Source organism: Clostridium sp. CTA-6, from assembly GCF_054768115.1.
Genome location: NZ_BAAAAU010000015.1, coordinates 46,830 through 69,520, shown reverse-complemented (window position 1 = coordinate 69,520; position 22,691 = coordinate 46,830). Strand labels below are relative to the sequence as shown.

Below are 22,691 nucleotides of genomic sequence, written 5' to 3'. Positions count from 1 at the left end.
CCCTACTGGTCCTATAGGTATTACTGGCCCTACTGGTCCTATAGGTATTACTGGTCCTACTGGTCCTATAGGTATTACTGGCCCTACTGGTCCTATAGGTATTACTGGTCCTACTGGTGCATCTGCTATAATACCATTTGCATCCGGAGGCCCTGTTGCATTAGTAACTGTTTTGGGAGGCTTAGCAAATACAGGTGCTTTACTTGGATTTGGAAGCTCATTCCCTGGAGTTACTGTTTCTGCTGGAACTATAACCTTAAGTCCTGCAATTGCTGACTTCGCATTTGTTGCTCCTCGTACTGGAACTATAACATCATTAGCTGGATTCTTTAGTGCTACAGTTGGAGTAACTTTATTAAGCCCTGTACAAATACGTTTAACAATATATACTGCACCTGCGGCTAGTAATATCTTTACTCCAGTTGGTACTCCTTTATTACTAACTCCAGCTCTAGGCGTAATTGCTATTGGTACTACTGCAAGTGGTATTACTGCTGAAAATATTCCAGTTGCTGCAGGAGATAAAATACTATTAGTCGCTGACAGTGATACACTTGGTGTAAGTTTAGCTTCTGTTGTTACAGGATTTGTAAGTGCAGGTATAGCAATTAGCTAGTTTTTAATAAACTATGAATCTTGATAAAATTTTAAATTATTAGAGTACCAAAATTATTTTAATAATTTCTGTTTTATCAAACCGTACGTGCCTATTAAAGCATACGTCTTACCAACATGATTTTAAATCAATTAATTATTGGTTCATTTATCTTTGAAATTAGGTCAGGGGCGTAGTATCCCTGACCTTTCTCTTTAACTTTTCAATTATTTTTTGTAACCTTTTCCTACTTCCCCTGCCAGTATGAATATGATATTCATTTAAAATTTCATACTTTTCTTCTGTTGTATGTTTAGTTCTTTTAGAAACAAGAATACTCCCCTTAAGGTAGACAGATTTTTTATTTTTTAATCTGTCTACCTTAAGGGGAGTATATCATAATCTAATTGTACAGTTATTTTTTATTTACTTTTTCATACCCTTTACCTGTAGTGGGTTTAATTTCTTTTTTTCTTTAGCCAAATTTAATTGACTATCCATTAGCTTTTTTTCTAAATCTAAAATTTTATATTTAGAAGATTGTAATTGAAATTTTAGTTCCTTATTTTGAATTTTAACTTTATTGTTTTCTTCCATATATTTTTTCGCTGTTTTCTCCATAAGTTCCATTTGTACTTGTAATTTTTCTAATTTCTCTTTATCTTCTTTTATGGAATCATCTACAACTTTATCTTCTAAATTTTCTTCTAGTTTTTTATTTTTTTCTTTTTCTTCTTCTAATAGTTTTCTTATTTCTTCTATTTTTAAATTTTGATGATGCTGAATTTTTTTTAATTTATCTATTTCTAATTGTAAATTTTCTATTTGCTCTTCTTTTTTTAATCCATCATCTACAGCATTTATTGCTGTCAATATTGAAGCTGAAGAAGTACTCAATTTAGGATTATTATCAAGTATATCTGCTATTTTTTTATCCACATATCTAGCTACCTTGTGAAGATAATCCTCTTGTTCTTCCCCTTTTAAATTATACTCAACACCATTTATCTTAACCGTTATAATATTCATGAATACACCCTCTTAGATATTCCTATTATAAATGTTATTTACAATACTATTTACCAAAATAGGACTTATTATTTTATCTTTAAATCTTATTATAATTAGCTGTTTCCGTAATAATTAAAACTCGTTTAGCTATATTATTTGTCATAATCGCCTATAATAATTCTACCATAAAACACACATTTATAAAACAGGATTTTACCTTTAATCTCTAAGTTGTGCTCCTAACTTATGTTCTAGAGTTCTTACTATTTTGTCATGAACTTTATTTACCTCTGAATCTTTAAGAGTTCTTTGTGCATTTCTGTAAACTATGGAATATGCTATACTCTTCTTTCCTTCTGGTATTTGTTTTCCTTTATAAACATCAAATAGTTGTATACTTTCAAGTATATTTCCACCACCATTTTTAATAATATTTTCTATTTCTTGTACTAAAACTGTATCATCTACAATTACTGCTATATCTCTAGTTACTGCTGGAAATTTTGGTAATTGACTATATTCCTTTTTAACATTAGAATGCCTATATAAAACATCTAAATTTAATTCTGCTATATAACATCTTTCTTCTATATCATAGTTATCCTGTACATCTGGATGTATTTCTCCTAGCGTACCTACATAATCTTTCTTTATATAAAGTTCTGCAGTTCTTCCTGGATGAAAAGTAGGATTTTCTTCCTGTCTTTTTAATTTCCAATTATCTATACCTAATCCTCCTAGTATATTTTCTACTATACCTTTTAAGTTAAAATAATCTACAGCACCATATAATCCTATAGTAACAATATTCTTTTCTTCTGGAAGTTCTGTAGGATCTTCCTTTGGAATATATATCTTTCCAATTTCAAATAAAGAAGCATAATCATTGTTTCTTGAGTAGTTTCTACTCAAAGATTCCATCATAGAAGGTATTGTAGTGGTTCTCATTATACTAAAATCTTCTCCTAAAGGATTTTTTATCTTAACTACTTTTCTTAAGCTACTATCTTCTTTTAAACTAATCTTATCAAATACCTTTGGACTTACAAAAGAATAACTTATAGATTGGTTTAATCCACTTGCCATAAGTGTTTCTATAACCTTATCATCTAAACGTTGTTTTTCATTTTTTCCTGCTTGCATAGTAACACTCTTTATTGTAGTTATTGGAATATTATTGTATCCATATATTCTTGCTATCTCTTCTGCTATATCTTCTTTTATATTTAAATCACATCTAAAAGTTGGTACATGTACTTCTAAAATTTCTCCCTTTATTTCTGTATTAAGATCCAATCTATCTAAACATTCCTGCATTTCTTCTTTTGATATATCTGTACCTAAAAAATTATTTATCCAGTTACTATTTACTTCTAATATATGAGGTTCTAATTTGTTTTCATATACATCTACAGAACCTTCCATTACCTCTCCTGCACCTAGTTCTTGAATTAATTTACAAGCTCTATCCATAGCTAATTCCACTAAATTAGGATCTAAATCTTTTTCAAATCTAGAAGAAGCTTCTGTTCTTAATCCTAATTTTTTAGAAGATATTCTTATATTAGTTCCATCAAAATTGGCACATTCTAATATTATTTCTTTTGTATCTTCTTTTACTTCTGAATTTAAACCACCCATTATGCCAGCAACAGCTACAGTTCTATCTCCATCTTTTATATTAAGTATATCTACATCTAATTCTCTTTCTGTCTCATCTAGTGTAGTAAACTTTTCTCCTTCTTTCGCTCTTTCTACCACTATAGTATTTGTTCTTATTTCTTTTCTATCAAAAGCATGCATTGGTTGACCTAATTCTAACATTACAAAATTTGTTATATCTACTATATTGTTTATAGGTCTAACCCCTGCTTCTAGTAATCTTTCTTGCATCCAGCCTGGTGATTGATCTACTTTAACATTTTTAATGCCTCTTGCCATATATCTTCTGCAAAGAGTATCCTTTACTTCTACTCTTAAAGAGTTTTCTATATTCTCACTACATTTTGGAGCAAACTCTACTACTGGAATAGTATATTTTTTATTTAAAGTAGCAGCAGCTTCCCTTGCTATGCCTATTACACTTAAACAATCTGGTCTATTAGATGTAATTTCAAACTCTATAACAGAGCTTTCCATTTTTAATACCTTTTTTATGTCTTCTCCTACAGGTGTATCCTGATCTAGAATCATAAGCCCATACACAGGTTCATCCCCTGCTAGACCTAGTTCTTCTTCAGAGCAGAACATACCATTTGATACTTCTCCTCTTAATTTACCTTTTTTAATTTTTAACCCACCATGTAATGTAGACCCATGAAGAGCTACAGGAATTATATCCATCTCTTTCATATTTGTAGCAGCTGTAACTATTTGAATATTTTCGTCTTTGCCTATATCCACCTGGCAAATAGAAAGTTTATCCGCATCTGGATGTTTTGTTATTTCCATTATTTTTCCTGTAACTACATTTTGTATTTCATCACCTGTAGTTACAACTTCTTCCACCTTTGAACCTGATAATGTAAGTCTATCTCCTAATTCCTTTGGAGAAATATCTATATCTATATAATCATTTAACCATTTAACTGGAACTTTCATTTGTTATACCTCCTCGTATAATATAATTAATAAATACTTCATTTCCAACATATTTTATTTAAACTTCTATTTTATAAAACTAAACTATAAGTGGATATCTCTAATCCATCTATACTAGTAATATGTTGTAATTATTTAATTTTTTAAATTAAAATATAGCTTTAAAATTGATTTAAAAATCTCATATCACTTTCATATAAAAGTCTTATATCATCTATACCATATTTCATCATAACCATTCTGTCTACTCCGAATCCAAATGCAAATCCACTATAAACTTCTGGATCTATATTACAGTTTCTAAGCACTTGAGGATGAACCATTCCACAACCTAGAAGTTCAATCCAACCACTACCTTTACATACTTTACATCCTTCTCCATTGCATACAAAACATGTAGCATCCATTTCTGCTGAAGGTTCTGTAAATGGGAAATGATGGGGTCTAAACTTAGTTTTAACCTTATCTCCAAACATTCTTTTTGCAAATAATTCTAACGTACCTTTTAAGTCTGAGAAAGTTATTCCTTTATCTACTACTAATCCTTCCATTTGATAAAATATAGGTGAATGAGTAGCATCTACTGAATCAGAACGATAAACCTTTCCTGGAGCTATCATCTTAATTGGAGGTTTTTGATTTTCCATAGTTCTTATTTGTATTGGAGATGTTTGAGTTCTTAAAACCAAATTATCATTTATATAAAAAGTATCTTGTTCTCCTCTTGCTGGATGATTTTTAGGTATATTTAAGGCTTCAAAATTATACTTATCAAGTTCAACTTCTGGACCTTCTTCAATAGTGAATCCCATGGATATAAATATATCTTTCATACTTTCTAATGTTAAATCTAAAGGATGTCTTTTTCCTACCACTTGTTTTTTTCCTGGCATAGTTATATCTATAGTTTCATTTTCTAATCTCATAGATTTTTCTTTATTTTTTATATCAGAGAAAGCTTCTTTTATAGTTTCTTCTATATATGATCTTACTTCATTAGCAACTTTACCTACAACAGGTCTTTCCTCTTGAGATAAAGCTCCCATACCTCTTAATATTTGTGTAAGTTCACCCTTTTTTCCTAAATATCTTACTCTTATGTTTTCTAACTCGTCTTTACTTAAAGCTGTCTTTAATTCATTTATTGCACTATTTTTAATCTGTTCTAATTTTTGACGCATAACAATACTCCTTTCCATTTTCATATTTAATGTAAAAATTTTTATAACAAAAAAGCCCATCCCATAAAGGGACGAACTAAATCCGCGGTACCACCCTAATTAATATAAATAAAAATTTATATTCTCTTAGTCAGTGTTATCGATACTGTATCGCTAAAAGCTACTACTATTTCACTTTTAGAACTCAGAAGTGAACTTCAGCATAAAATATTTTAGGGGTTTTCAGCCTAAGACCCACATTCTCTTAAAAATATTTTAAACTTACTCTCTTCATCATAGTTTAATATTTTCTGTTTTTATCCTTTTCATAATTTTACATACTGTTTAGTTTTTTGTCAACACTCTTATTTATTAATTTGTCTTATTCTTTCAAAAGTCATTATAGAGCATGCCACTGCTACATTTAAAGATTCTGCTGCTCCAGGCATAGGAATTTTAACCTTTATATCACTAAGACTATTCAAATCCTCGCTTATTCCATTTCCTTCATTTCCTACTGCAATTATCATATTATCTTTCATATTTACATCATAAAAATTACTATTTGTATCTAATGAACTTACTAATAGCTTGAAGCCATTTCTTTGTAATGATTTTACTGTCTCTAAATTTTCATCTTCGATTATAGGAATATAAAAGATAGATCCCATAGTAGACCTTAATGTTTTTTCATTATATACATCTACGGTTCCTTTAGTTGTTATAATGCCTAAAGCTCCAGCAGCATGGGCAGTTCTTATTATAGTTCCCATATTACCTGGATCTTGAACTTTATCTACTAAAATATAAAAACCATTTTCCAAATCCAATTTCTCTGTTTTAAAATAGTTTATTACTGATACTATACCCTGAGGATTTTCTGTATTACTTATACTTTTTAAAACAGAATAATTAACCACATAAGTTTCTATATCATTATTTATATTATATTTTTTGTATAGTTTTTCTAATTTATTCAAGCTTTTTTCTTCTATAAAAACTTTATTTACGCTACTATTAGATTTCAATGCCTCTTCAAAAAATCTAAATCCTTCTACAATAAAACTTTTATTTTGCGTTCTATACTTTTTTTCTCTTAACTTTCTTACTTCTTTTATTAACTGATTATCTTTACTAGAAATCATTTCTTATATAATGCACCTCATTTTAATTTAGACTAATAAATTAAACTTTAGTAATAAATTAATTCATATTCGTAAAATCAGCATTAATTATTAGTCTACATTCAAAATTTCTACCTTAGTAAGATCTTCTTCACTGCCTATAGCAACTATTATATCTCCTGACTCTATTGTGTCTTCTGCCACTGGTGATACATTAATTTCTTCTCCTCTTTTTAAAGCAACTACATTAATGCCATAATTAGCTCTTATATTCAATTCGTTAAGAGTTTTTCCATGCCATATCTTTGGAATTACTATTTCTGCTATGCTATAATTCGGAGACAATTCTATATAATCTAATATATTAGTAGAAACTAAATTATGAGCAACTCTAACTCCCATATCTCGTTCTGGGAATACTACTCTATCTGCTCCTATTTTATATAATACTTTAGCATGTATCTCAGTATTTGCCTTAGCTATTATATATTTTACTCCCATTTCTTTTACTAGTAAGGTAGCCATAGTACTAGCCTGTATATCTGATCCTATAGTTATAACAGCCACATCAAAATTTCTTATTCCTAAAGCTCTTAAACTATTTTCATCTGTAGCATTCATTTGTACTGAGTGAGTAACACTATCTGATATACTCTGAACTATATCATCACTTGAATCGATAGCCAATACATCATTTCCTAAAGTATATAAAGTTTTCGCAACGGAAGTACCAAATCTTCCAAGGCCTATGACAACAAATTGCTTTTTTCCCATAATAACACCTCTAACCTACTAATATTTTTTCTTCTGGATATTTAATAGAACTATTTTTTAGCTTTCTTGCAAAAGCTATAGCTAATGTTAACGGTCCAACTCTACCTGCATACATAGTCAATAGTATAACTACTTTTCCAATAGCGCTTAATTTAGTAGTTAAGCCTAAAGTTATCCCTACTGTCCCAAAGGCTGATGTGGCTTCATACAAATAGTATTCAAAAGGAAACTTTACCTCTGTTATTGATAATATCATAGTAACTGTAATAACTAAAGTTAAACTTATAATAGTTATAGCTAAAGCCCTATACACAATTTCTTTGCTTATTCTTCTTTTATTTATTTCTGTATCTTGCTTTCCTTTAACTACACAAACTACTGTCATTATAAGTACCCCGGCAGTTGTAACTTTTATACCTCCTGCTGTGGATCCTGATGCTCCCCCTATAAACATTAAAATTATTGTTAAAAACTTTCCTGCCATAGTCATATCCGATGTAGATATTGAATTAAATCCTGCAGTTCTTGGAGTAACAGCAGCAAAAAAAGATGACAATACCTTGTTTCCAAAAGTCATATTAGCCATAGTTCCTGGATTTCTACTTTCAAATATGAACATTAATACAGTTCCTACGCTTAATAATAAAGCTGTAGCAGAAAGTACTAATTTAGAATGAGTGGACAATTTTCTATGACCTTTATAATGATATATTTCATACCATACATAAAATCCTAGTCCACCTATTATTATTAAAAATGCTATAACTAAAATTATAACAGTATTATCATAAACCCCTGTTAAGCTATTAAAATTACCAAAAAGATCAAAACCTGCATTACAAAAAGCTGATATAGAATGAAAAATACTATAATATAAACCCTTAGCTAATCCATATTTAGGAATAAATTGAGTGGATAATAAAAGTGCTCCTCCTCCTTGTATAGAAAGCGTAAATAATAATATATACCTTGCCATTTTAACTAAACCCTGTATATTAAAAGTATTTAATGCTTCTTGCATAACAAGTCTTTCTTTTAATGTTATCTTTTTTCCTACCAATAAAGCAAGTAAAGTTGCAAAGGACATAAATCCTAGTCCTCCCACCTCTATAAGAAGCATAATAACGGTTTTACCAAAATATGTCCAATGTGTTCCCGTGTCCACTACTATCAGTCCTGTAACACAAACTGCAGATGTAGATGTAAATAGGCAATCTAAAAAAGGAGTTCTTTGCCCGGTTTGTGATGAAATAGGTAAACTAAGTAGTATAGCACCTACAAATATTACTATGGCAAATCCAATAGCTAATATTTGAACTGGGGTAAATCTCCTTCTCATATGCGGTATTTTCATTTACTTTTTCTCCCTCCTACTTAAAAGATAAACTCATTATAGCACTTATGACCATTTTGTCAATTTTACAAAATATTAAAAAATACGGCTATTTAAGCCGTATTAATTCTTATAATTTAAATATTAAGCATTTAATTGTTTTTTAGCTACATCTACTAATTCAGCAAATGCTTTTGGATCATTTATAGCTATTTCTGAAAGCATTTTTCTGTTTATATCAATTCCTGCATTCTTTATTCCATTCATGAATTTTGAATATGAAAGTCCGTTCATTCTTGTAGCAGCGTTTATTCTTGCTATCCATAACTTTCTATAATCTCTTTTCTTTAATTTTCTTCCTACATAAGCATTTCTTAATGCTCTTATAACTGATTCATTTGCTGTTTTAAATAACTTGCTCTTTCCACCATAGTATCCTTTTGCAAGTTTTAATACTTTTTTATGACGTTTACGAGCATTCATTGCTCTTTTTACTCTTGCCATCCCAAACTACCTCCTTTGTGCTCCTATTATTATAGGTATGGTAATACCTTCTTCATTACTTTTTCTTGACTTTCTGAAACGTATCCAGCTTTTCTTAAATTTCTTTTAGTCTTTCTGCTTTTCTTTGTTAATATATGACTTTTAAAAGCTTTAGCTCTCTTTAACTTACCTGTTCCAGTTACTTTAAATCTTTTTGCTGCAGCCCTTTTTGTTTTCATTTTTGGCATTGTGATTTCCTCCCCTCGTTATTACGCTTTTCTTGGCGCTAATATCATTATCATATTTCTTCCTTCTAGTTTAGGTGCTTTTTCCATAACACCAAGTTCTTCTACTTTTTCATAAAAGGATTTTAATATTTTATTTCCTTTAAAGGAATAATCAGCTTCTCTACCTCTGAATCTAACAGTTACTTTAACTTTATTTCCTGCATTTAAAAATTTCCTAGCATTATTAGCTTTAATTTCTATGTCATGTGCTTCTATAGTTGGACTTAGTCTAACTTCTTTTATGTTTATAACCTTTTGATTCTTTTTAGCTTCTTTGTCTTTTTTAGTTTGTTCATATAAGAATTTACCATAATTCATTATTTTACAAACTGGTGGTTTTGCAGTTGGAGCTATAAGTACTAAGTCTAGTTCCTTTTCATCTGCAAGCTTTTGCGCCTCACTTGAAGACACTACTCCTAATTGTTCTCCCTCGCTACCTACAAGTCTTACTTCTTTTTCACGGATTTGTTCATTCATAAGATAGTTTTTGTTAATAATCTTCACCTCCAAAAATATTAGACCGAAAACACTTAACAATTTTCATGTATAATAAATAAAAGACGGCATAAGCCGTCTTTATAAACAATAATACAAATTAAATTTATATACTCCAACCTTACTAGCTACGCTGTAAGGTGAGAAACGGCCTGTTTCTACTTACATAAAATATTATTAAGTTATAGTTAACCTAAAGTTAACTAACAAATAAGATTATACTATGAATATATTAACAAGTCAATATTTTTTTATAAAAATTTAAATTCCTTTATTATTATAGATTAATTTATTTTTAGTTAGCTTTGTCCTTAATTTCATTCTTTATTTTTTCTATAAATTCTTCTAAGGATATAGCCCCTAGATCTCCATCTTTTCTACTTCTTACAGCAACTTTTCCTGCTTCCACTTCTTTATCTCCAAGTATTAGCATATATGGAACTTTTTGAAGTTGAGCTTCTCTTATCTTGTACCCTATTTTTTCATTTCTTGTATCAATTTCTACCCTTATATTATTTTCTTTAAGAGTTTCTTCAACTTTCTTTAAATAATCATATTGACTATCAGTTATATTCATTAATTTAACTTGTACTGGAGCTAGCCATGTTGGGAATGCACCTGCATATTGTTCTATTAATATACCTATAAATCTTTCAACACTTCCATATATAGTTCTATGAACCATAACAGGTCTGTGTTTTTCACCATCTGCACCTATATAAGATAAATCAAATCTTTCTGGCATTTGGAAATCAAGTTGAATAGTTCCACATTGCCATGTTCTGCCTATACAATCCTTTAAATGGAAATCTATCTTTGGACCATAGAAAGCACCGTCACCTTCATTTACTCTATATTCTTTTCCTATAGAATCTAAAGCTTCTCTTAAACCATTAGTTGCTATTTCCCAATCTTCGTCGCTTCCCATAGAATCTTCTGGTCTTGTTGAAAGTTCTACAAAATATTCAAATCCAAATAGTTTATAGAATTTATCTATCAATTTAATTATTCCTACTACTTCTTCTTTTATTTGTTCTTTTGTCATATATAAATGAGCATCATCTTGAGTAAAACATCTTACTCTCATAAGTCCATGTAGTGCTCCTGATAGTTCATGTCTATGGACTATTCCTAATTCTGAAAGTCTTAATGGAAGATCTCTATAAGAATGCATAGAATTTTTATAAACTAGTATTCCACCTGGACAATTCATAGGTTTTATTGCATAATCACCATCATCTATATTAGTAAAATACATATTTTCTTTATAGTGATCCCAGTGACCTGATTGATGCCATAAGGCTTCATTTAATATTAATGGTGTTCTTATTTCTTGATATCCTGCTTTTGTATGCTCTTCTCTCCAAAAACTTTCAAGAATATTTCTTACAATCATTCCCTTTGGATGAAAGAATGGGAACCCTGGTCCTTCTTCATGTATGCTAAATAAATCTAATTCTTTACCTAATTTTCTGTGATCTCTTTTTTTAGCTTCTTCAAGCATATTTAAATATTCGTCTAACTCACTTTTTTTAGTAAAGGCTGTACCATATATCCTTTGAAGCATTTTATTATTTTCATCGCCTCTCCAATAAGCTCCAGCTAGAGATAACAATTTTACTGATTTAACCTTTCCTGTAGATGGTACATGAGGTCCTGCACATAAATCTGTAAAATCTCCTTGTTTATAGAAAGATATAACTTCTCCTTCTGGTAGATCTTCTATAAGCTCTACCTTATAATCCTCATTCTTTTCTTTCATAAGCTTTATTGCTTCTTCTCTTGGTAATTCAAATCTTTCTAACTTATGATTTTCCTTTATTATTTTTTTAATTTCTGCTTCTATTTTTTCTAGCATTTCTGGTGTAAAAGTAAAATCTGCTTCAAAATCATAATAAAAACCAGTGTCTATAGCAGGCCCTATAGCTAATTTTACTTCTGGGTATAATCTTTTAACTGCTTGAGCTAACATATGTGAACCAGTATGTCTTAAAGCCCATTTACCCATTTCATCTTCAAATGTTAAAATTTCTAAACTACTATCTTTGTGTAGCTCAGTCATTAAATCCACAGTTTCTCCATCTATTTTAGCTGCTAAAGCTTTTTTATAAAGAGCTGGACTAATTTTCATAGCAATATCAGATATTTTTATTCCTTCTTCAAATTCCATTACTTTGCCATCTTTTAATGTGATTTTTATCATAAAATTGTCCTCCTTCAAATAAAAAATTACAAATAAAAAAACCCGTCCCAACACATGGGACGAGTGTATTTTCGTGGTTCCACCCAATTTAATAGCAGTGCACTACTATTATCTCTTTATCCTTTAACGCAGGAAACGGTTATACTTACTCAATTCAGTATACAACTCTAAGGTGGTTTTCAATAGAACTTATTCAGAAAATCTTTCAGCCTATGGATTTTCTTCTCTTTGAATAGTAATCTATTTACTCTTCCTTTTCATAGTTTATAAATCTATTTTTAATTTAGATACATTATATTAGCTATAGAGATAAATGTCAATACCCTAATACTCTTTTATAGAATTTATTAAAGTTTATTATAAGTATGCTTTAATTTGATAGGCTTATCATGATTATAGATATTAACTCTCTCTTCAAAAACATTCTTTATAGTATTAATTAATTCCTTATTTGTACAATTTTCAATATTATATATATTAATTTCTTTAGGTACATTAGTTATAAGCCAACTTATAAGCATATCATCTACAGATATATTTTCTACATATTTAACATCGGAAATTTCTATATAGACTTCCTCTGTTAAATCATTTCCCTCAGAATCTTTTAATGTATATTTTCCAGTAGGATCTATTAATATATTTAGTTTGTCTAATTTACTTTCCTCTATCTCTACAAAATATTTTAATAATTTTATAAATTCATTGTATTCCTTATCTACCATATACTTCTCTACTATTTTTTCTACTATACCTTTTATATCTATAAATAATTCTCTGCATCTAAAAGTTAAAAAACCATCTATGTTTATTTCATTATTTTCGTCAATGCACTTCTTTATTTTTTTTATTATTTCATTTTTTTTATTTAAACAATAAATAGAATCTTCTATATATCTTTTATCCTTATCTTTCAAAACATCAGAAATTTTTTCTAATAATTCTTCTGTTTCTTCCCTCTTTAAAAAGAAATATGCATCTGTTATAAATTTATTAAGTTCTACTTTGATAAATCTATCTATAGTTGTATCATACAATATATCAACTAGGTGATCATTAATCGAATTTATAACTTTTTTATCCAAAAATTTTTCTTCACAGTATATTTTTATGAAGTGAGTTTTATCTTCTATATTTTCTGACAATCCTATTACCACATCTCTTGACTGAAAATATTCCTTTAATTTTACTAATTTATCAATCAAATCTTCTCTTTCATTATTATAGATCATTGTAAATAACAACATAATCTCACTCCTTTCCTTAAAAATAGTATGTGTTTAAAATAAATTCATATACTAAACAATTATAAAAAAATATCGACATATTACTTAATATGTTGAAAATTTTTTCAAATAAAATTAATATAATATTTAGCATATATTTTAAGGAGAATTATTTATGAAAATAGCTTTAGTGGATAACAGAATTTCTAATGAAGAAAAAAACAATTTAGAAAAAAGGAATATAAAAGTGATATTGTGCCCTTCTACCCCACTTTTATATCCAGCTGTATGTGGTCATCCTGACATGTTATTGCACATAATAGATAATAAAAATATTATTTTACATAAAAATATAGATAAAGAATTTGTAGAATCATTAAAAAGTTTAGGAATTAATGTTATATTATCTAATAACTTTTTAGAAGATAAATACCCTAAAGATATAATGCTAAATGCATTAAATATTGGGAATATATTTATGCATAAATTAAATTATACAGATCCTAATCTAATTTCTTTAGTAAAACATAAAAAATTATTAAATGTTAACCAAGGATACTCTAAATGTTCTACTGCTATAGTTTCAGAAAATGCCGTGATAACCAGCGATATGAAAATAGGAAAAATACTTAAAGAGAATAATATAAATGTACTATTATTACCACCAGGAGATATAATTTTACCTGGTTTAGATTATGGATTTATCGGAGGTACCTGTGGACTTTTAGATAATAATAAGCTTGCTTTTTATGGAAACTTAAATATGTATAAATATGGTGATAAAGTTCTAAACTTTTTAAAAAAACATAATGTAAAGCCTATATTTTTAAGTAAAGATAAATTAATAGATAGGGGTAGCATTTTTTGTATAGATATTAAGTAAGATTTATTCTTCTGCTTTCTCCAGCTTAATATAAGAACCCTGCTTAACTTCATGGAAGTATTTAAACTGAATTAAGATTTAATTTTAATATAGTAAATATAAAAATACACATCATAAACATATAAATTTGTTTATAACGTGTATTTTTTGTTATCCTTATTAAAATTAAATATATTTTATTTTGAAATACTCTATTTTGTTTACTTCATTTCTATTTTTTCAAATATACCTTTAGATAATAATATTCCTACAAAACTAATAAGACAATTATATAAAATCATAGCAAAATACATAGAAACTGTTCCAAATAATCCTTTATACTTAAAAGAAAGTACTACAGATATTATTATTCCTGGTAATACTACTATTATTAATAAAATAAATTTTAATGTGGCTTCTACAACTTTACTAATATTACCACCAAAAAATCTTCTTAAAACTAAATCCACATATACAAATATTGCTCCAAAACTTACATAGGTTAATGTAGCTAACAATATAACCATAGGATTAGTTTTAAATATAATACCACAAATTAAAAATAATACAAAACCATCCACAAAATTTTTAATATGGTTAGTAAGGGTAGCATAAAAAACTTTAATTCCTGAATTTTCTGGGATTAAGTATATATAAGGTTTAGACAGTTCTTCAGCCCATTTACCTTGAAACGTAAATATTAAGAGCATATATATTGCAAAATACATTACTGTATTTATATTTCCATTTTTATTATTCATAAAAAATCCGAAAACTAAGGAGCTTAGTCCCATTATTAAGGTCACCTTATCTACAAAGAAAAATCCACTTCTTTTATACTCTAAGACTTGCCTTTCAAATATGCTTTTTGCTCCCTTTGATTTTAATATTCCCATAACATTTTTTCTCTTTATAGGTTTATTTAAATCCACATTTCCTTTACCTTTTTTTGCTCTTTCTATTTTTCTTTCATTAACCTCTGTAACTGACATAGCATCTTCATAATAATCTGTCTTTAAAATATAAACTATATATATTATGAGAACTATGGATAAAAGTACTCCTAATAGATTTATAAAAAATGTTTTATTTATACCTTCTATAGCAGCATTAAATATATTTATATTCCATCCTATAAAAGGTATTTTAGAAAATATATCTAGCCCTAAAAAAGCTGTAAAAGCTAATTTTATAGATTTAACTTTAAATAACATCCATAAAAAACCTGCTCCAAATAATCCTAATAATAAATTAAGAATATTTTTTATAATATTTCTATATTTTTCTTCCTTAGCAGCTATAGAATATATTAATACAGCTATAGTTGAATAAGAAAACATTAACGTAAATATACCTACTACTACAGGTATAGCACCATTCTGTTTTATAGGAAATAAATTATAAAGATTAGGTATTTGAAATAAAAGCAATACTATCATCATTATACTTTTATATAATTCTTTTAAGAATCCATAAAGCAATACTCTTTGAGATGGTATAGGAGCTGTAAACAAAAAATTTACATCACTTAATCTAAAAAAACTTTTTCCCTTTTTAGTACCTGTATTAATAGCACTAAATACTGCATATAAGGTTGCTATAGTAACTATGGCATTAAAAAATTCTTTACCATCTTTTATCCTCTTATTCCCGCTTGATTCTGGAGATACAATTAAAACAAAAACTAAAAGAGCTATAAAAAGAATATATAATATAGCTTTAGCCGGCTTATTCTTTAATTGTTTAAAATAATTTTTTATACTTTTTCTAACTATGTAACTAAGTGATCCCATATTAGCCCTCCGTTACTTCAAAAAATATTTCTTCTAAAGACTCATTTTTATCAATTAATTCTTGCTTAGTTCTAGCAAAAACTATATTTCCTTCTTTCATTATTAATGCCTTATCCCATATTTCTGATATACTGTCTATTATATGAGTGCTAATAATTACTGCTGTTCTCTTTTCTTTTAATTCTAAAAAAACTTTTTTTAATTCTTTTATAGCTTTAGGATCTAATCCTATCATAGGTTCATCAAATAATATAACCTTTGGATTAGTAATTAGAGCTGCACATATACTAACCTTTTGCTGCATACCCTTTGACAGCTCTGAACCTAATTTATCTTTTTTGTCCCACAAATCAAACCTTTTTAACATATGTTCTGCTTTGTCTTTATAATCCTGTATCTTGTAAGCATTAGCCATATACTCCACATGCTCATAAACAGTTAATAAATCATATAAAGCTGGCACCTCTGGTACATAGGCAAATTTAGATTTAGCTTCTAAACTTTTATTGTTTTTACCACAAATACTTATTTCCCCTTGAAATTTTAAAAGGCCTGCAATAGCTTTTATACTTGTACTTTTCCCTGCTCCATTTGGTCCTAAAAGTACTGCTATCTCCCCTTCATTAACATCAAAAGAAACATTGTTTACTGCTTTAAATTTATTATAATTTTTACATAATCCTTTTACAACAAGCATTATTTATCCCCCTCAAAATAAATTTTAACAAAAAAATATTAATATATGTTAATTATAAAACTTTTATATAATATGCATATTGCCAGAATACGGTTTAAAATCTATATTTGAAAATATATTATAAAATAATCTAGACTGTCAAGTGATATAATCAAAACAGTGACTAAAGTAATTTTTATTATTAACCATACTACATTCACATTCACTCATACTATATATTAATTTATACATTTAATACTGTTACCTTCAACTAAGAATTTGACTTCTTTTTTATACTTATTATAAGCATAAAAAAAAGAGATAATATTCAAATATTATCTCTCTTTGGAGGCGCCACCCAGATTTGAACTGGGGATAAAGGCTTTGCAGGCCTCTGCCTTACCACTTGGCTATAGCGCCAAAAAATTATGGAGCGGAAGACGAGATTCGAACTCGCGACGTTCACCTTGGCAAGGTGACGCTCTACCACTGAGCCACTCCCGCAATCTGGTGGCTCGACCAGGAATCGAACCAGGGACACGAGGATTTTCAGTCCTCTGCTCTACCGACTGAGCTATCGAGCCATATGGCGACCCAGAAGGGGCTCGAACCCTCGACCTCCGGCGTGACAGGCCGGCACTCTAACCAACTGAGCCACTGGGCCGTATTTGGTGGGCACAACAGGGCTCGAACCTGTGACCCCCTGCTTGTAAGGCAGATGCTCTCCCAGCTGAGCTATGCGCCCTCACCAATTACAATAATCATTATATTATAATTGGGCACTAATGTCAACTAATAATTAATCAATATTATTTTTCATTATAATAATTTTCTAAAATACTTTCAATCTCATCATGACTAAAAACATATGCTTTATTACAAAAATGACATTTTAATTCTTCCTCTTTGCCTTCATTATATATTTCTTTTAAATCCTTTTGTCCTATACTAACCAACGCTCTTTCTACCTTTTCTCGTGAACAATCACATCTATATTCTGGTACTATGCTTTCTAATATATTTAAATCCATATCTTCAAATATGTATTCTAATATTTCCTCTATCGTCATTCCCTTTGAAATCATTTCTGTAATAGAAGGTATTTCTTCTAATCTATAACTTATTAAATCTGCTAACATTTCATCAGCTCCAGGCATCATTTGTATTATAAATCCACCAGCTGATTTTATAGATAAATCTTTATCTACTAATACTCCTAAACCTACCGCTGAAGGTGTTTGTTCTGATACTGTATAATAATAAGCTAAATCTTCTCCTATTTCTCCAGTATATATAGGAACCTGCCCTATATAAGGCTCTTTCAATCCCATATCTCTTATAACTAACAAGTTCCCATTCTTACCTATAATTCCACTTACATCTAATTTTCCCTTGCTATTTGGCTCTATATCTGCCGTAGGATTACCTATATATCCTTTAACATGCCCATCTGCATAGGATGTAACTACAACTCCTTTAGCAATACCACCACCATGAATTTGTAATGTTAAAGTGTCCTTTTCTGATTTTAATGTAGTTCCCATTAATGCTCCTGCTGTAAGCATTCTTCCTAAAGCAGCTGCTGCTGTTGGAGCACAATTATGTAATTTTACTCCTTCATTGACTAATTCTGTTGTTATTGCGCCTATTATTCTTACCTGTCCATCCTTAGCAATGGCTTTTACTAATCTATCTTTCATTTAAATTCACCTAACCTTCATAATTTTAATTTGAAAACTATTTAGTCAATATATAAACTATTCTTTCTGTTTTTTCTTCAATTTTTTTATCCTCATAATTGTCTAAAGTTCTTAATATTTTAAATCCATTATTTATTATAATTTCTTCTATTTCTTCTTCTTTATAAGCTCTTTCTTTGTGTTCTTCATCAAATCTTATATAATCATTTTCATCTTCTCTTATAAAGAATGTGATATCCATATTGGTAATATTATTTTCTGTAGAGTTTCTCCATATATATGTAATCTCTTCATCATCATAACTAAAGAGGTTATTTCCTAAAATATTATTTAATTTATAGTAAGAGTTTATATCAAATATAAATAATCCATCTTCTTTCAAATGATTGTATACATTTTTAAATAGATTATTTAATGATTTTTTTTCTAATATATAATTTATACCGTCCAAACAACAGGTTATTAAATTAAATGTTTTATTTAATTTTAAATCACATATGTTTTGACATACTAATTTACCTTTTATATTATTTTCTCTAAACTTATTCTCAGCTTCAGTTAACATATCATAAGAAAGATCTACTGCCCACACATCTTTAAAATACGGTGATACTTGTAATGTTAAATTTCCAGTACCACAAGCTAAATCCAAATAATCTATTTTACATAAATTAAACTCATCACATATATTTGTTATAGTTTTAGCCCATTTTTCATAGTCTATATCCTCATTTATAAGTTCATCATATATATGGGCAAATTCTCTATAACATTCCATTTCTAAACTCTCCTTAATTTATAAAAATATACTTACCTAATAAATATTATATACTTTTATTAGGTAAGTCAATAGATTAGTGCTTCTATTGCATACTATTTTTAATTTCACTCATCATTAATATTTCTTCATTTTTAGGAAGTTTAAGCTCTTTTTTTCTTTTGGTCATTATGCCCCCTATTCTTCCAGTTTCTTCTGAGGTTAGTCCTCCCCATCCTAATTGGTCTACTTTATCTTGTAGGCCAAGCTCTATTGCTATTTCGTACTTCATTTTTTCTCTTAATTTTTCTTCTTTAGTAAGCTCCTTGTTAGCTTTAATTTTGGATTTTATTACCTTTTTTAAAGGAGTCTTTGTCATTTAAATCCCTCCATACAAATAATTTATTATTACTATTATTTGCCTTGCAGGGGTATTTTATACTATTATAAAAAGAGACTAAAATACTAGCTTCTTCTTTATTATATATTATTTACTTTCTCTTCTTCATTAATATTATAATTTTATTATAATTAAATTTATTTTATAAAATTATACCTTTTATATTTATACCTTTTACATTCAAACAGTTCAGACATAAATTTAAAGAGAAGTATCTCAAAATACATACAATTTTGAAATACCCCTCTTTTTAAGTTTATTGTTATCATCTATACCATATACATATTTTTTAATCAAATAAATGACAAGCTACAAAATGATCCTTTTCTATTTCTTTAAGTTTTGGTTTTTCTTTTTTACAAATTTCCTTTGCATATTTACATCTTGCTGCAAATTTACATCCTGGTTTAGGATTTATAGGACTTGGAACTTCTCCATGAAGCGTAATTCTTTCTCTATCTTTTCCTACCTTAGGATCTGGAACAGGTATTGCAGATAATAAAGCTTTAGTATAGGGATGAAGTGGATTTTCATATAATTCTTGGCTATTAGACAACTCTACCACATTCCCCAGATACATTACCCCTACTCTATCAGATATATGCCTTACCATAGAAAGATCATGAGCTATAAACAAATAAGTAAGTCCTAACTTATTTTGAAGGTCTATAAGCAAGTTTACAACCTGTGCTTGTATAGATACATCCAAAGCTGATATAGGTTCATCGCACACTATAAACTTAGGTTCTATAGCTAAAGCTCTTGCTATTCCAATTCGCTGTCTTTGTCCACCTGAAAATTCATGTGGAAATCTAGAGGCATGTTCTTTATTTAATCCAACTAAACTCAACAGTTCATATATTTTATCTAGCCTTTCTCTTCCCGTATAAATTTCATGAATATCTATACCTTCGCCTATTATATCCGCAACTGTCATTCTTGGATTTAATGAAGCATAGGGATCTTGGAAAATTACTTGTGCTTCTTTAGTAAACTCTCTTTTTTCTTTTTTACTAAACTTGTGAATATTTACACCTTCAAATCTAACTTCTCCCTCCGTAGCTTCATATAAACCTAATATAGTTCTTCCACAAGTAGTTTTACCACAGCCTGATTCTCCAACAAGCCCTAAGGTTTCCCCCTTTCTTATATCAAAACTTACCCCATCTACAGCTTTTAAAATAGCATTTTTTCCAACTTTAAAATGTTTTTTTAAATTTCTAACCTCTATTAAGTTTTCATTCCCCATTATTTTTCACCTCCAGATAAAAAAGAGCTATGAACTTTAGGTGACATAGGATTCTGTAACCAGCAAGAAACTTCATGAGTTTCTGTTAGCTTTGTTACTTCTGGCGTCTGTTCTTTACATATTTTCATACAATGTTCACATCTTGATGCAAAAGGGCATCCTTTTGGTGGTTTAATTAAATCTGGAGGAGTTCCTTCTAAGGAGTAAAGCTCTCCCTTATGCTTTGTATCCAATCTTGGTACTGATTGAAGCAATGCCCAAGTATAGGGATGCTTTGGCTCATAAAATATTTCATCTGTAATTCCTCTTTCTATAATTTGCCCTGCATACATAACTTGTATTCTATGAGCCGTGTCCGCGACCACTCCTAAATCATGAGTTATCATTATAACTGCTGTATTTAATTTTTTTTGCAAATCCCCTATAAGATCCATTATCTGAGCTTGAATAGTTACATCTAATGCTGTAGTAGGCTCATCTGCTATGAGTATTTTAGGATCACAGGCTAAGGCTATAGCTATCATAGCTCTTTGTCTCATCCCCCCTGAAAATTCATGAGGATATTGATTAGCCCTTTTTTCAGCATTAGGTATATTAACTAACTTCAATATATTAACAGCTTCTTTGAAAGCTTCTGATTTATTCATCCCCCTATGAATAATTAAACTTTCAGCTATTTGTTTTCCAACTTTCATTGTAGGATTAAGAGATGTCATAGGATCTTGAAATATCATACTTACATCAGCACCCCTTAACTCTCTCAATTCCTGTTCCTTCATATTTAATATATTTTTATCATTAAAAATTATTTCTGATCCTTCTTTAATTTCTCCTGGTGGTTCTTGTATTAATCTCATTATAGCCTTAGCTGTTACAGTTTTCCCACAGCCTGACTCTCCAACTATAGCAAGGGTTTCTCCTTTGTTAAGATGAAAGTTTATATTTCTAACAGATTGTACTTCACCTGCATAGGTATGATAAGAGACTCTTAAATTTCTTACCTCTAATATTCTTTCCATCATATCCCCCTCCTTTATTGACGCATCTTAGGATCAAGAGCATCCCTTAATCCATCACCTAGCAAATTAAATGATAGCATAGTCAAACTTATAAATAAAGCAGGGAAAAACAGTTGATAAGGGTAGAACATTAGGTTTGGTTGCGCCGCTGATGCCAAAGATCCCCAACTAGTATTTGGTGATTGTATACCTAGTCCTATATAGCTTAAAAAAGCTTCTCCAAATATAAATGATGGAACATCTAAAGTAATATTAACAATTAATATACCCATAGTATTTGGTAGTAAATGTTTCTTTATTATTCTTGAAGGTTTAGCACCTAAAGCTTGAGCTGCTAACACATACTCTTGTTCTCTTATTTGTAGAATTTGTCCTCTTATTATTCTAGCCATACCGCACCAACCAGTTATAGTCATTGCTATTACTAAAGATATAACCCCTTTTCCTAATATAAGAGAAATTATAATAACAACTATTAAATAGGGAACACTTAACAATATCTCTACTATTCTCATCATTATATCATCAACCATTCCACCAAAATAACCGGATATTCCACCATATATAACTCCAATTGTCATTTCTATAATAGTTCCTAAAATTCCTATTATTATAGAAACTCTTCCACCCTTCCATACTCTAGCAAATATATCCCTACCTAACATATCTGTTCCAAACCAATGATCAGAATTAGGTTTCATATTTACAATATTAGAATCTGTAGCCCAATATTTATATGGGGTTAAATAGGGTCCTATTATTGTCATTAAAGCTATTAATATAAGTAATATCAATGACCCTATGGCCACCTTGTTTTGCTTTAGTCTTCTCCAAGCATCCTGCCAGTAAGTTATATTAGGTCTATTTATTTCATTAGATGCATTTTTGTCTATTCCTATTATTTCAAATTTATCTTTACTTATTTCAGCCATTTTTTCTCCCC

The 22,691-nt window shown here is 29.1% G+C and carries 21 protein-coding genes, 5 tRNA genes and 3 other annotated features; of the genes, 2 read left to right on the top strand and 24 right to left on the bottom strand.

The window, feature by feature from the left end; genetic code table 11:
* The coding region (locus ACYUDJ_RS19950) for an exosporium glycoprotein BclB-related protein (RefSeq protein ID WP_460289934.1) at positions 1-616 on the top strand (616 nt) is incomplete at its 5' end.
* 405 nt (positions 617-1,021) lie between these two features.
* Here the strand turns inward: ACYUDJ_RS19950 and ACYUDJ_RS19945 are convergent.
* The 11 genes from ACYUDJ_RS19945 to ytxC form a co-directional block, all read right to left on the bottom strand.
* A complete protein-coding gene (locus ACYUDJ_RS19945; protein WP_003483548.1) occupies positions 1,022-1,624 on the bottom strand; it encodes a cell division protein ZapA in 603 nt (200 codons plus the stop codon).
* Positions 1,625-1,825: 201 nt separating this feature from the next.
* The gene (pheT, locus tag ACYUDJ_RS19940) at positions 1,826-4,207 is read right to left on the bottom strand and encodes a phenylalanine--tRNA ligase subunit beta (protein ID WP_003483547.1); all 2,382 of its coding nucleotides are present in this window, start codon (positions 4,205-4,207) and stop codon (positions 1,826-1,828) included.
* A gap of 161 nt (positions 4,208-4,368) precedes the next feature.
* Positions 4,369-5,388, bottom strand: coding sequence for a phenylalanine--tRNA ligase subunit alpha (gene pheS, locus ACYUDJ_RS19935; RefSeq protein WP_042385385.1), 1,020 nt, complete (start codon positions 5,386-5,388; stop codon positions 4,369-4,371).
* A 64-nt stretch (positions 5,389-5,452) separates the two neighbouring features.
* Positions 5,453-5,674: a binding site (T-box leader), on the bottom strand.
* Between the two features lie 58 nt (positions 5,675-5,732).
* Positions 5,733-6,512: a TrmH family RNA methyltransferase gene (locus ACYUDJ_RS19930; protein WP_003483543.1), complete on the bottom strand. Its 780-nt coding sequence runs from the start codon at positions 6,510-6,512 to the stop codon at positions 5,733-5,735.
* A 90-nt stretch (positions 6,513-6,602) separates the two neighbouring features.
* A complete protein-coding gene (locus tag ACYUDJ_RS19925; protein WP_003357824.1) occupies positions 6,603-7,265 on the bottom strand; it encodes a potassium channel family protein in 663 nt (220 codons plus the stop codon).
* A 10-nt stretch (positions 7,266-7,275) separates the two neighbouring features.
* The gene (locus tag ACYUDJ_RS19920; protein WP_003483540.1) at positions 7,276-8,619 is read right to left on the bottom strand and encodes a TrkH family potassium uptake protein; all 1,344 of its coding nucleotides are present in this window, start codon (positions 8,617-8,619) and stop codon (positions 7,276-7,278) included.
* A gap of 123 nt (positions 8,620-8,742) precedes the next feature.
* Positions 8,743-9,102 carry a 50S ribosomal protein L20 gene (gene rplT, locus ACYUDJ_RS19915; RefSeq protein WP_003386545.1) on the bottom strand — a complete coding sequence of 120 codons (360 nt, stop codon included), beginning with the start codon at positions 9,100-9,102 and terminating at the stop codon, positions 8,743-8,745.
* A gap of 29 nt (positions 9,103-9,131) precedes the next feature.
* The gene (gene rpmI / locus ACYUDJ_RS19910) at positions 9,132-9,329 is read right to left on the bottom strand and encodes a 50S ribosomal protein L35 (RefSeq protein ID WP_003357520.1); all 198 of its coding nucleotides are present in this window, start codon (positions 9,327-9,329) and stop codon (positions 9,132-9,134) included.
* A gap of 21 nt (positions 9,330-9,350) precedes the next feature.
* Positions 9,351-9,872 carry a translation initiation factor IF-3 gene (gene infC / locus ACYUDJ_RS19905; RefSeq protein WP_163200806.1) on the bottom strand — a complete coding sequence of 174 codons (522 nt, stop codon included), beginning with the start codon at positions 9,870-9,872 and terminating at the stop codon, positions 9,351-9,353.
* A gap of 42 nt (positions 9,873-9,914) precedes the next feature.
* Positions 9,915-10,033, bottom strand: a sequence feature (ribosomal protein L20 leader region).
* A gap of 125 nt (positions 10,034-10,158) precedes the next feature.
* Positions 10,159-12,066: a threonine--tRNA ligase gene (gene thrS / locus ACYUDJ_RS19900; protein ID WP_003483536.1), complete on the bottom strand. Its 1,908-nt coding sequence runs from the start codon at positions 12,064-12,066 to the stop codon at positions 10,159-10,161.
* A 52-nt stretch (positions 12,067-12,118) separates the two neighbouring features.
* Positions 12,119-12,336, bottom strand: a binding site (T-box leader).
* Between the two features lie 77 nt (positions 12,337-12,413).
* A complete protein-coding gene (ytxC, locus tag ACYUDJ_RS19895; protein WP_042384291.1) occupies positions 12,414-13,313 on the bottom strand; it encodes a putative sporulation protein YtxC in 900 nt (299 codons plus the stop codon).
* Positions 13,314-13,467: 154 nt separating this feature from the next.
* Between ytxC and ACYUDJ_RS19890 the strand changes: the two genes are divergently transcribed.
* Positions 13,468-14,175, top strand: a complete 708-nt coding sequence (locus tag ACYUDJ_RS19890) for a DUF6873 family GME fold protein (RefSeq protein WP_003483532.1) — start codon at positions 13,468-13,470, stop codon at positions 14,173-14,175.
* Positions 14,176-14,375: 200 nt separating this feature from the next.
* On the opposite strand, the gene ACYUDJ_RS19885 is transcribed toward ACYUDJ_RS19890, so the two are convergent.
* The 13 genes from ACYUDJ_RS19885 to ACYUDJ_RS19825 all read right to left on the bottom strand — a co-directional run bounded on the left by ACYUDJ_RS19885 (position 14,376) and on the right by ACYUDJ_RS19825 (position 22,680).
* Positions 14,376-15,947 carry a putative ABC exporter domain-containing protein gene (locus ACYUDJ_RS19885; RefSeq protein ID WP_043032466.1) on the bottom strand — a complete coding sequence of 524 codons (1,572 nt, stop codon included), beginning with the start codon at positions 15,945-15,947 and terminating at the stop codon, positions 14,376-14,378.
* Between the two features lies 1 nt (position 15,948).
* Complete coding sequence (locus tag ACYUDJ_RS19880; protein WP_003483528.1) at positions 15,949-16,644, bottom strand: ABC transporter ATP-binding protein; 696 nt, start codon at positions 16,642-16,644, stop codon at positions 15,949-15,951.
* Positions 16,645-16,969: 325 nt separating this feature from the next.
* A tRNA-Cys gene (locus ACYUDJ_RS19875) sits at positions 16,970-17,043 on the bottom strand.
* Between the two features lie 9 nt (positions 17,044-17,052).
* A tRNA-Gly gene (locus ACYUDJ_RS19870) sits at positions 17,053-17,127 on the bottom strand.
* 4 nt (positions 17,128-17,131) lie between these two features.
* Positions 17,132-17,207 (bottom strand) — tRNA-Phe (locus tag ACYUDJ_RS19865).
* A 3-nt stretch (positions 17,208-17,210) separates the two neighbouring features.
* A tRNA-Asp gene (locus ACYUDJ_RS19860) sits at positions 17,211-17,287 on the bottom strand.
* A 5-nt stretch (positions 17,288-17,292) separates the two neighbouring features.
* A tRNA-Val gene (locus tag ACYUDJ_RS19855) sits at positions 17,293-17,368 on the bottom strand.
* A gap of 64 nt (positions 17,369-17,432) precedes the next feature.
* Positions 17,433-18,323: an Hsp33 family molecular chaperone HslO gene (gene hslO, locus ACYUDJ_RS19850; protein ID WP_003483526.1), complete on the bottom strand. Its 891-nt coding sequence runs from the start codon at positions 18,321-18,323 to the stop codon at positions 17,433-17,435.
* 37 nt (positions 18,324-18,360) lie between these two features.
* Positions 18,361-19,101 carry a class I SAM-dependent DNA methyltransferase gene (locus tag ACYUDJ_RS19845; RefSeq protein ID WP_003483524.1) on the bottom strand — a complete coding sequence of 247 codons (741 nt, stop codon included), beginning with the start codon at positions 19,099-19,101 and terminating at the stop codon, positions 18,361-18,363.
* A gap of 85 nt (positions 19,102-19,186) precedes the next feature.
* Positions 19,187-19,459, bottom strand: a complete 273-nt coding sequence (locus tag ACYUDJ_RS19840) for a small, acid-soluble spore protein, alpha/beta type (protein ID WP_003361573.1) — start codon at positions 19,457-19,459, stop codon at positions 19,187-19,189.
* 310 nt (positions 19,460-19,769) lie between these two features.
* On the bottom strand, positions 19,770-20,729 hold the full coding sequence (locus ACYUDJ_RS19835; RefSeq protein WP_003483522.1) for an ABC transporter ATP-binding protein: 960 nt from the start codon (positions 20,727-20,729) through the stop codon (positions 19,770-19,772).
* The gene (locus ACYUDJ_RS19830) at positions 20,729-21,748 is read right to left on the bottom strand and encodes an ABC transporter ATP-binding protein (protein ID WP_043032467.1); all 1,020 of its coding nucleotides are present in this window, start codon (positions 21,746-21,748) and stop codon (positions 20,729-20,731) included. The genes ACYUDJ_RS19835 and ACYUDJ_RS19830 overlap by 1 nt, the downstream gene beginning before the upstream one ends.
* Before the next feature lie 14 nt (positions 21,749-21,762).
* Positions 21,763-22,680: an ABC transporter permease gene (locus ACYUDJ_RS19825; RefSeq protein WP_003483518.1), complete on the bottom strand. Its 918-nt coding sequence runs from the start codon at positions 22,678-22,680 to the stop codon at positions 21,763-21,765.
* Positions 22,681-22,691: the final 11 nt, after the last annotated feature.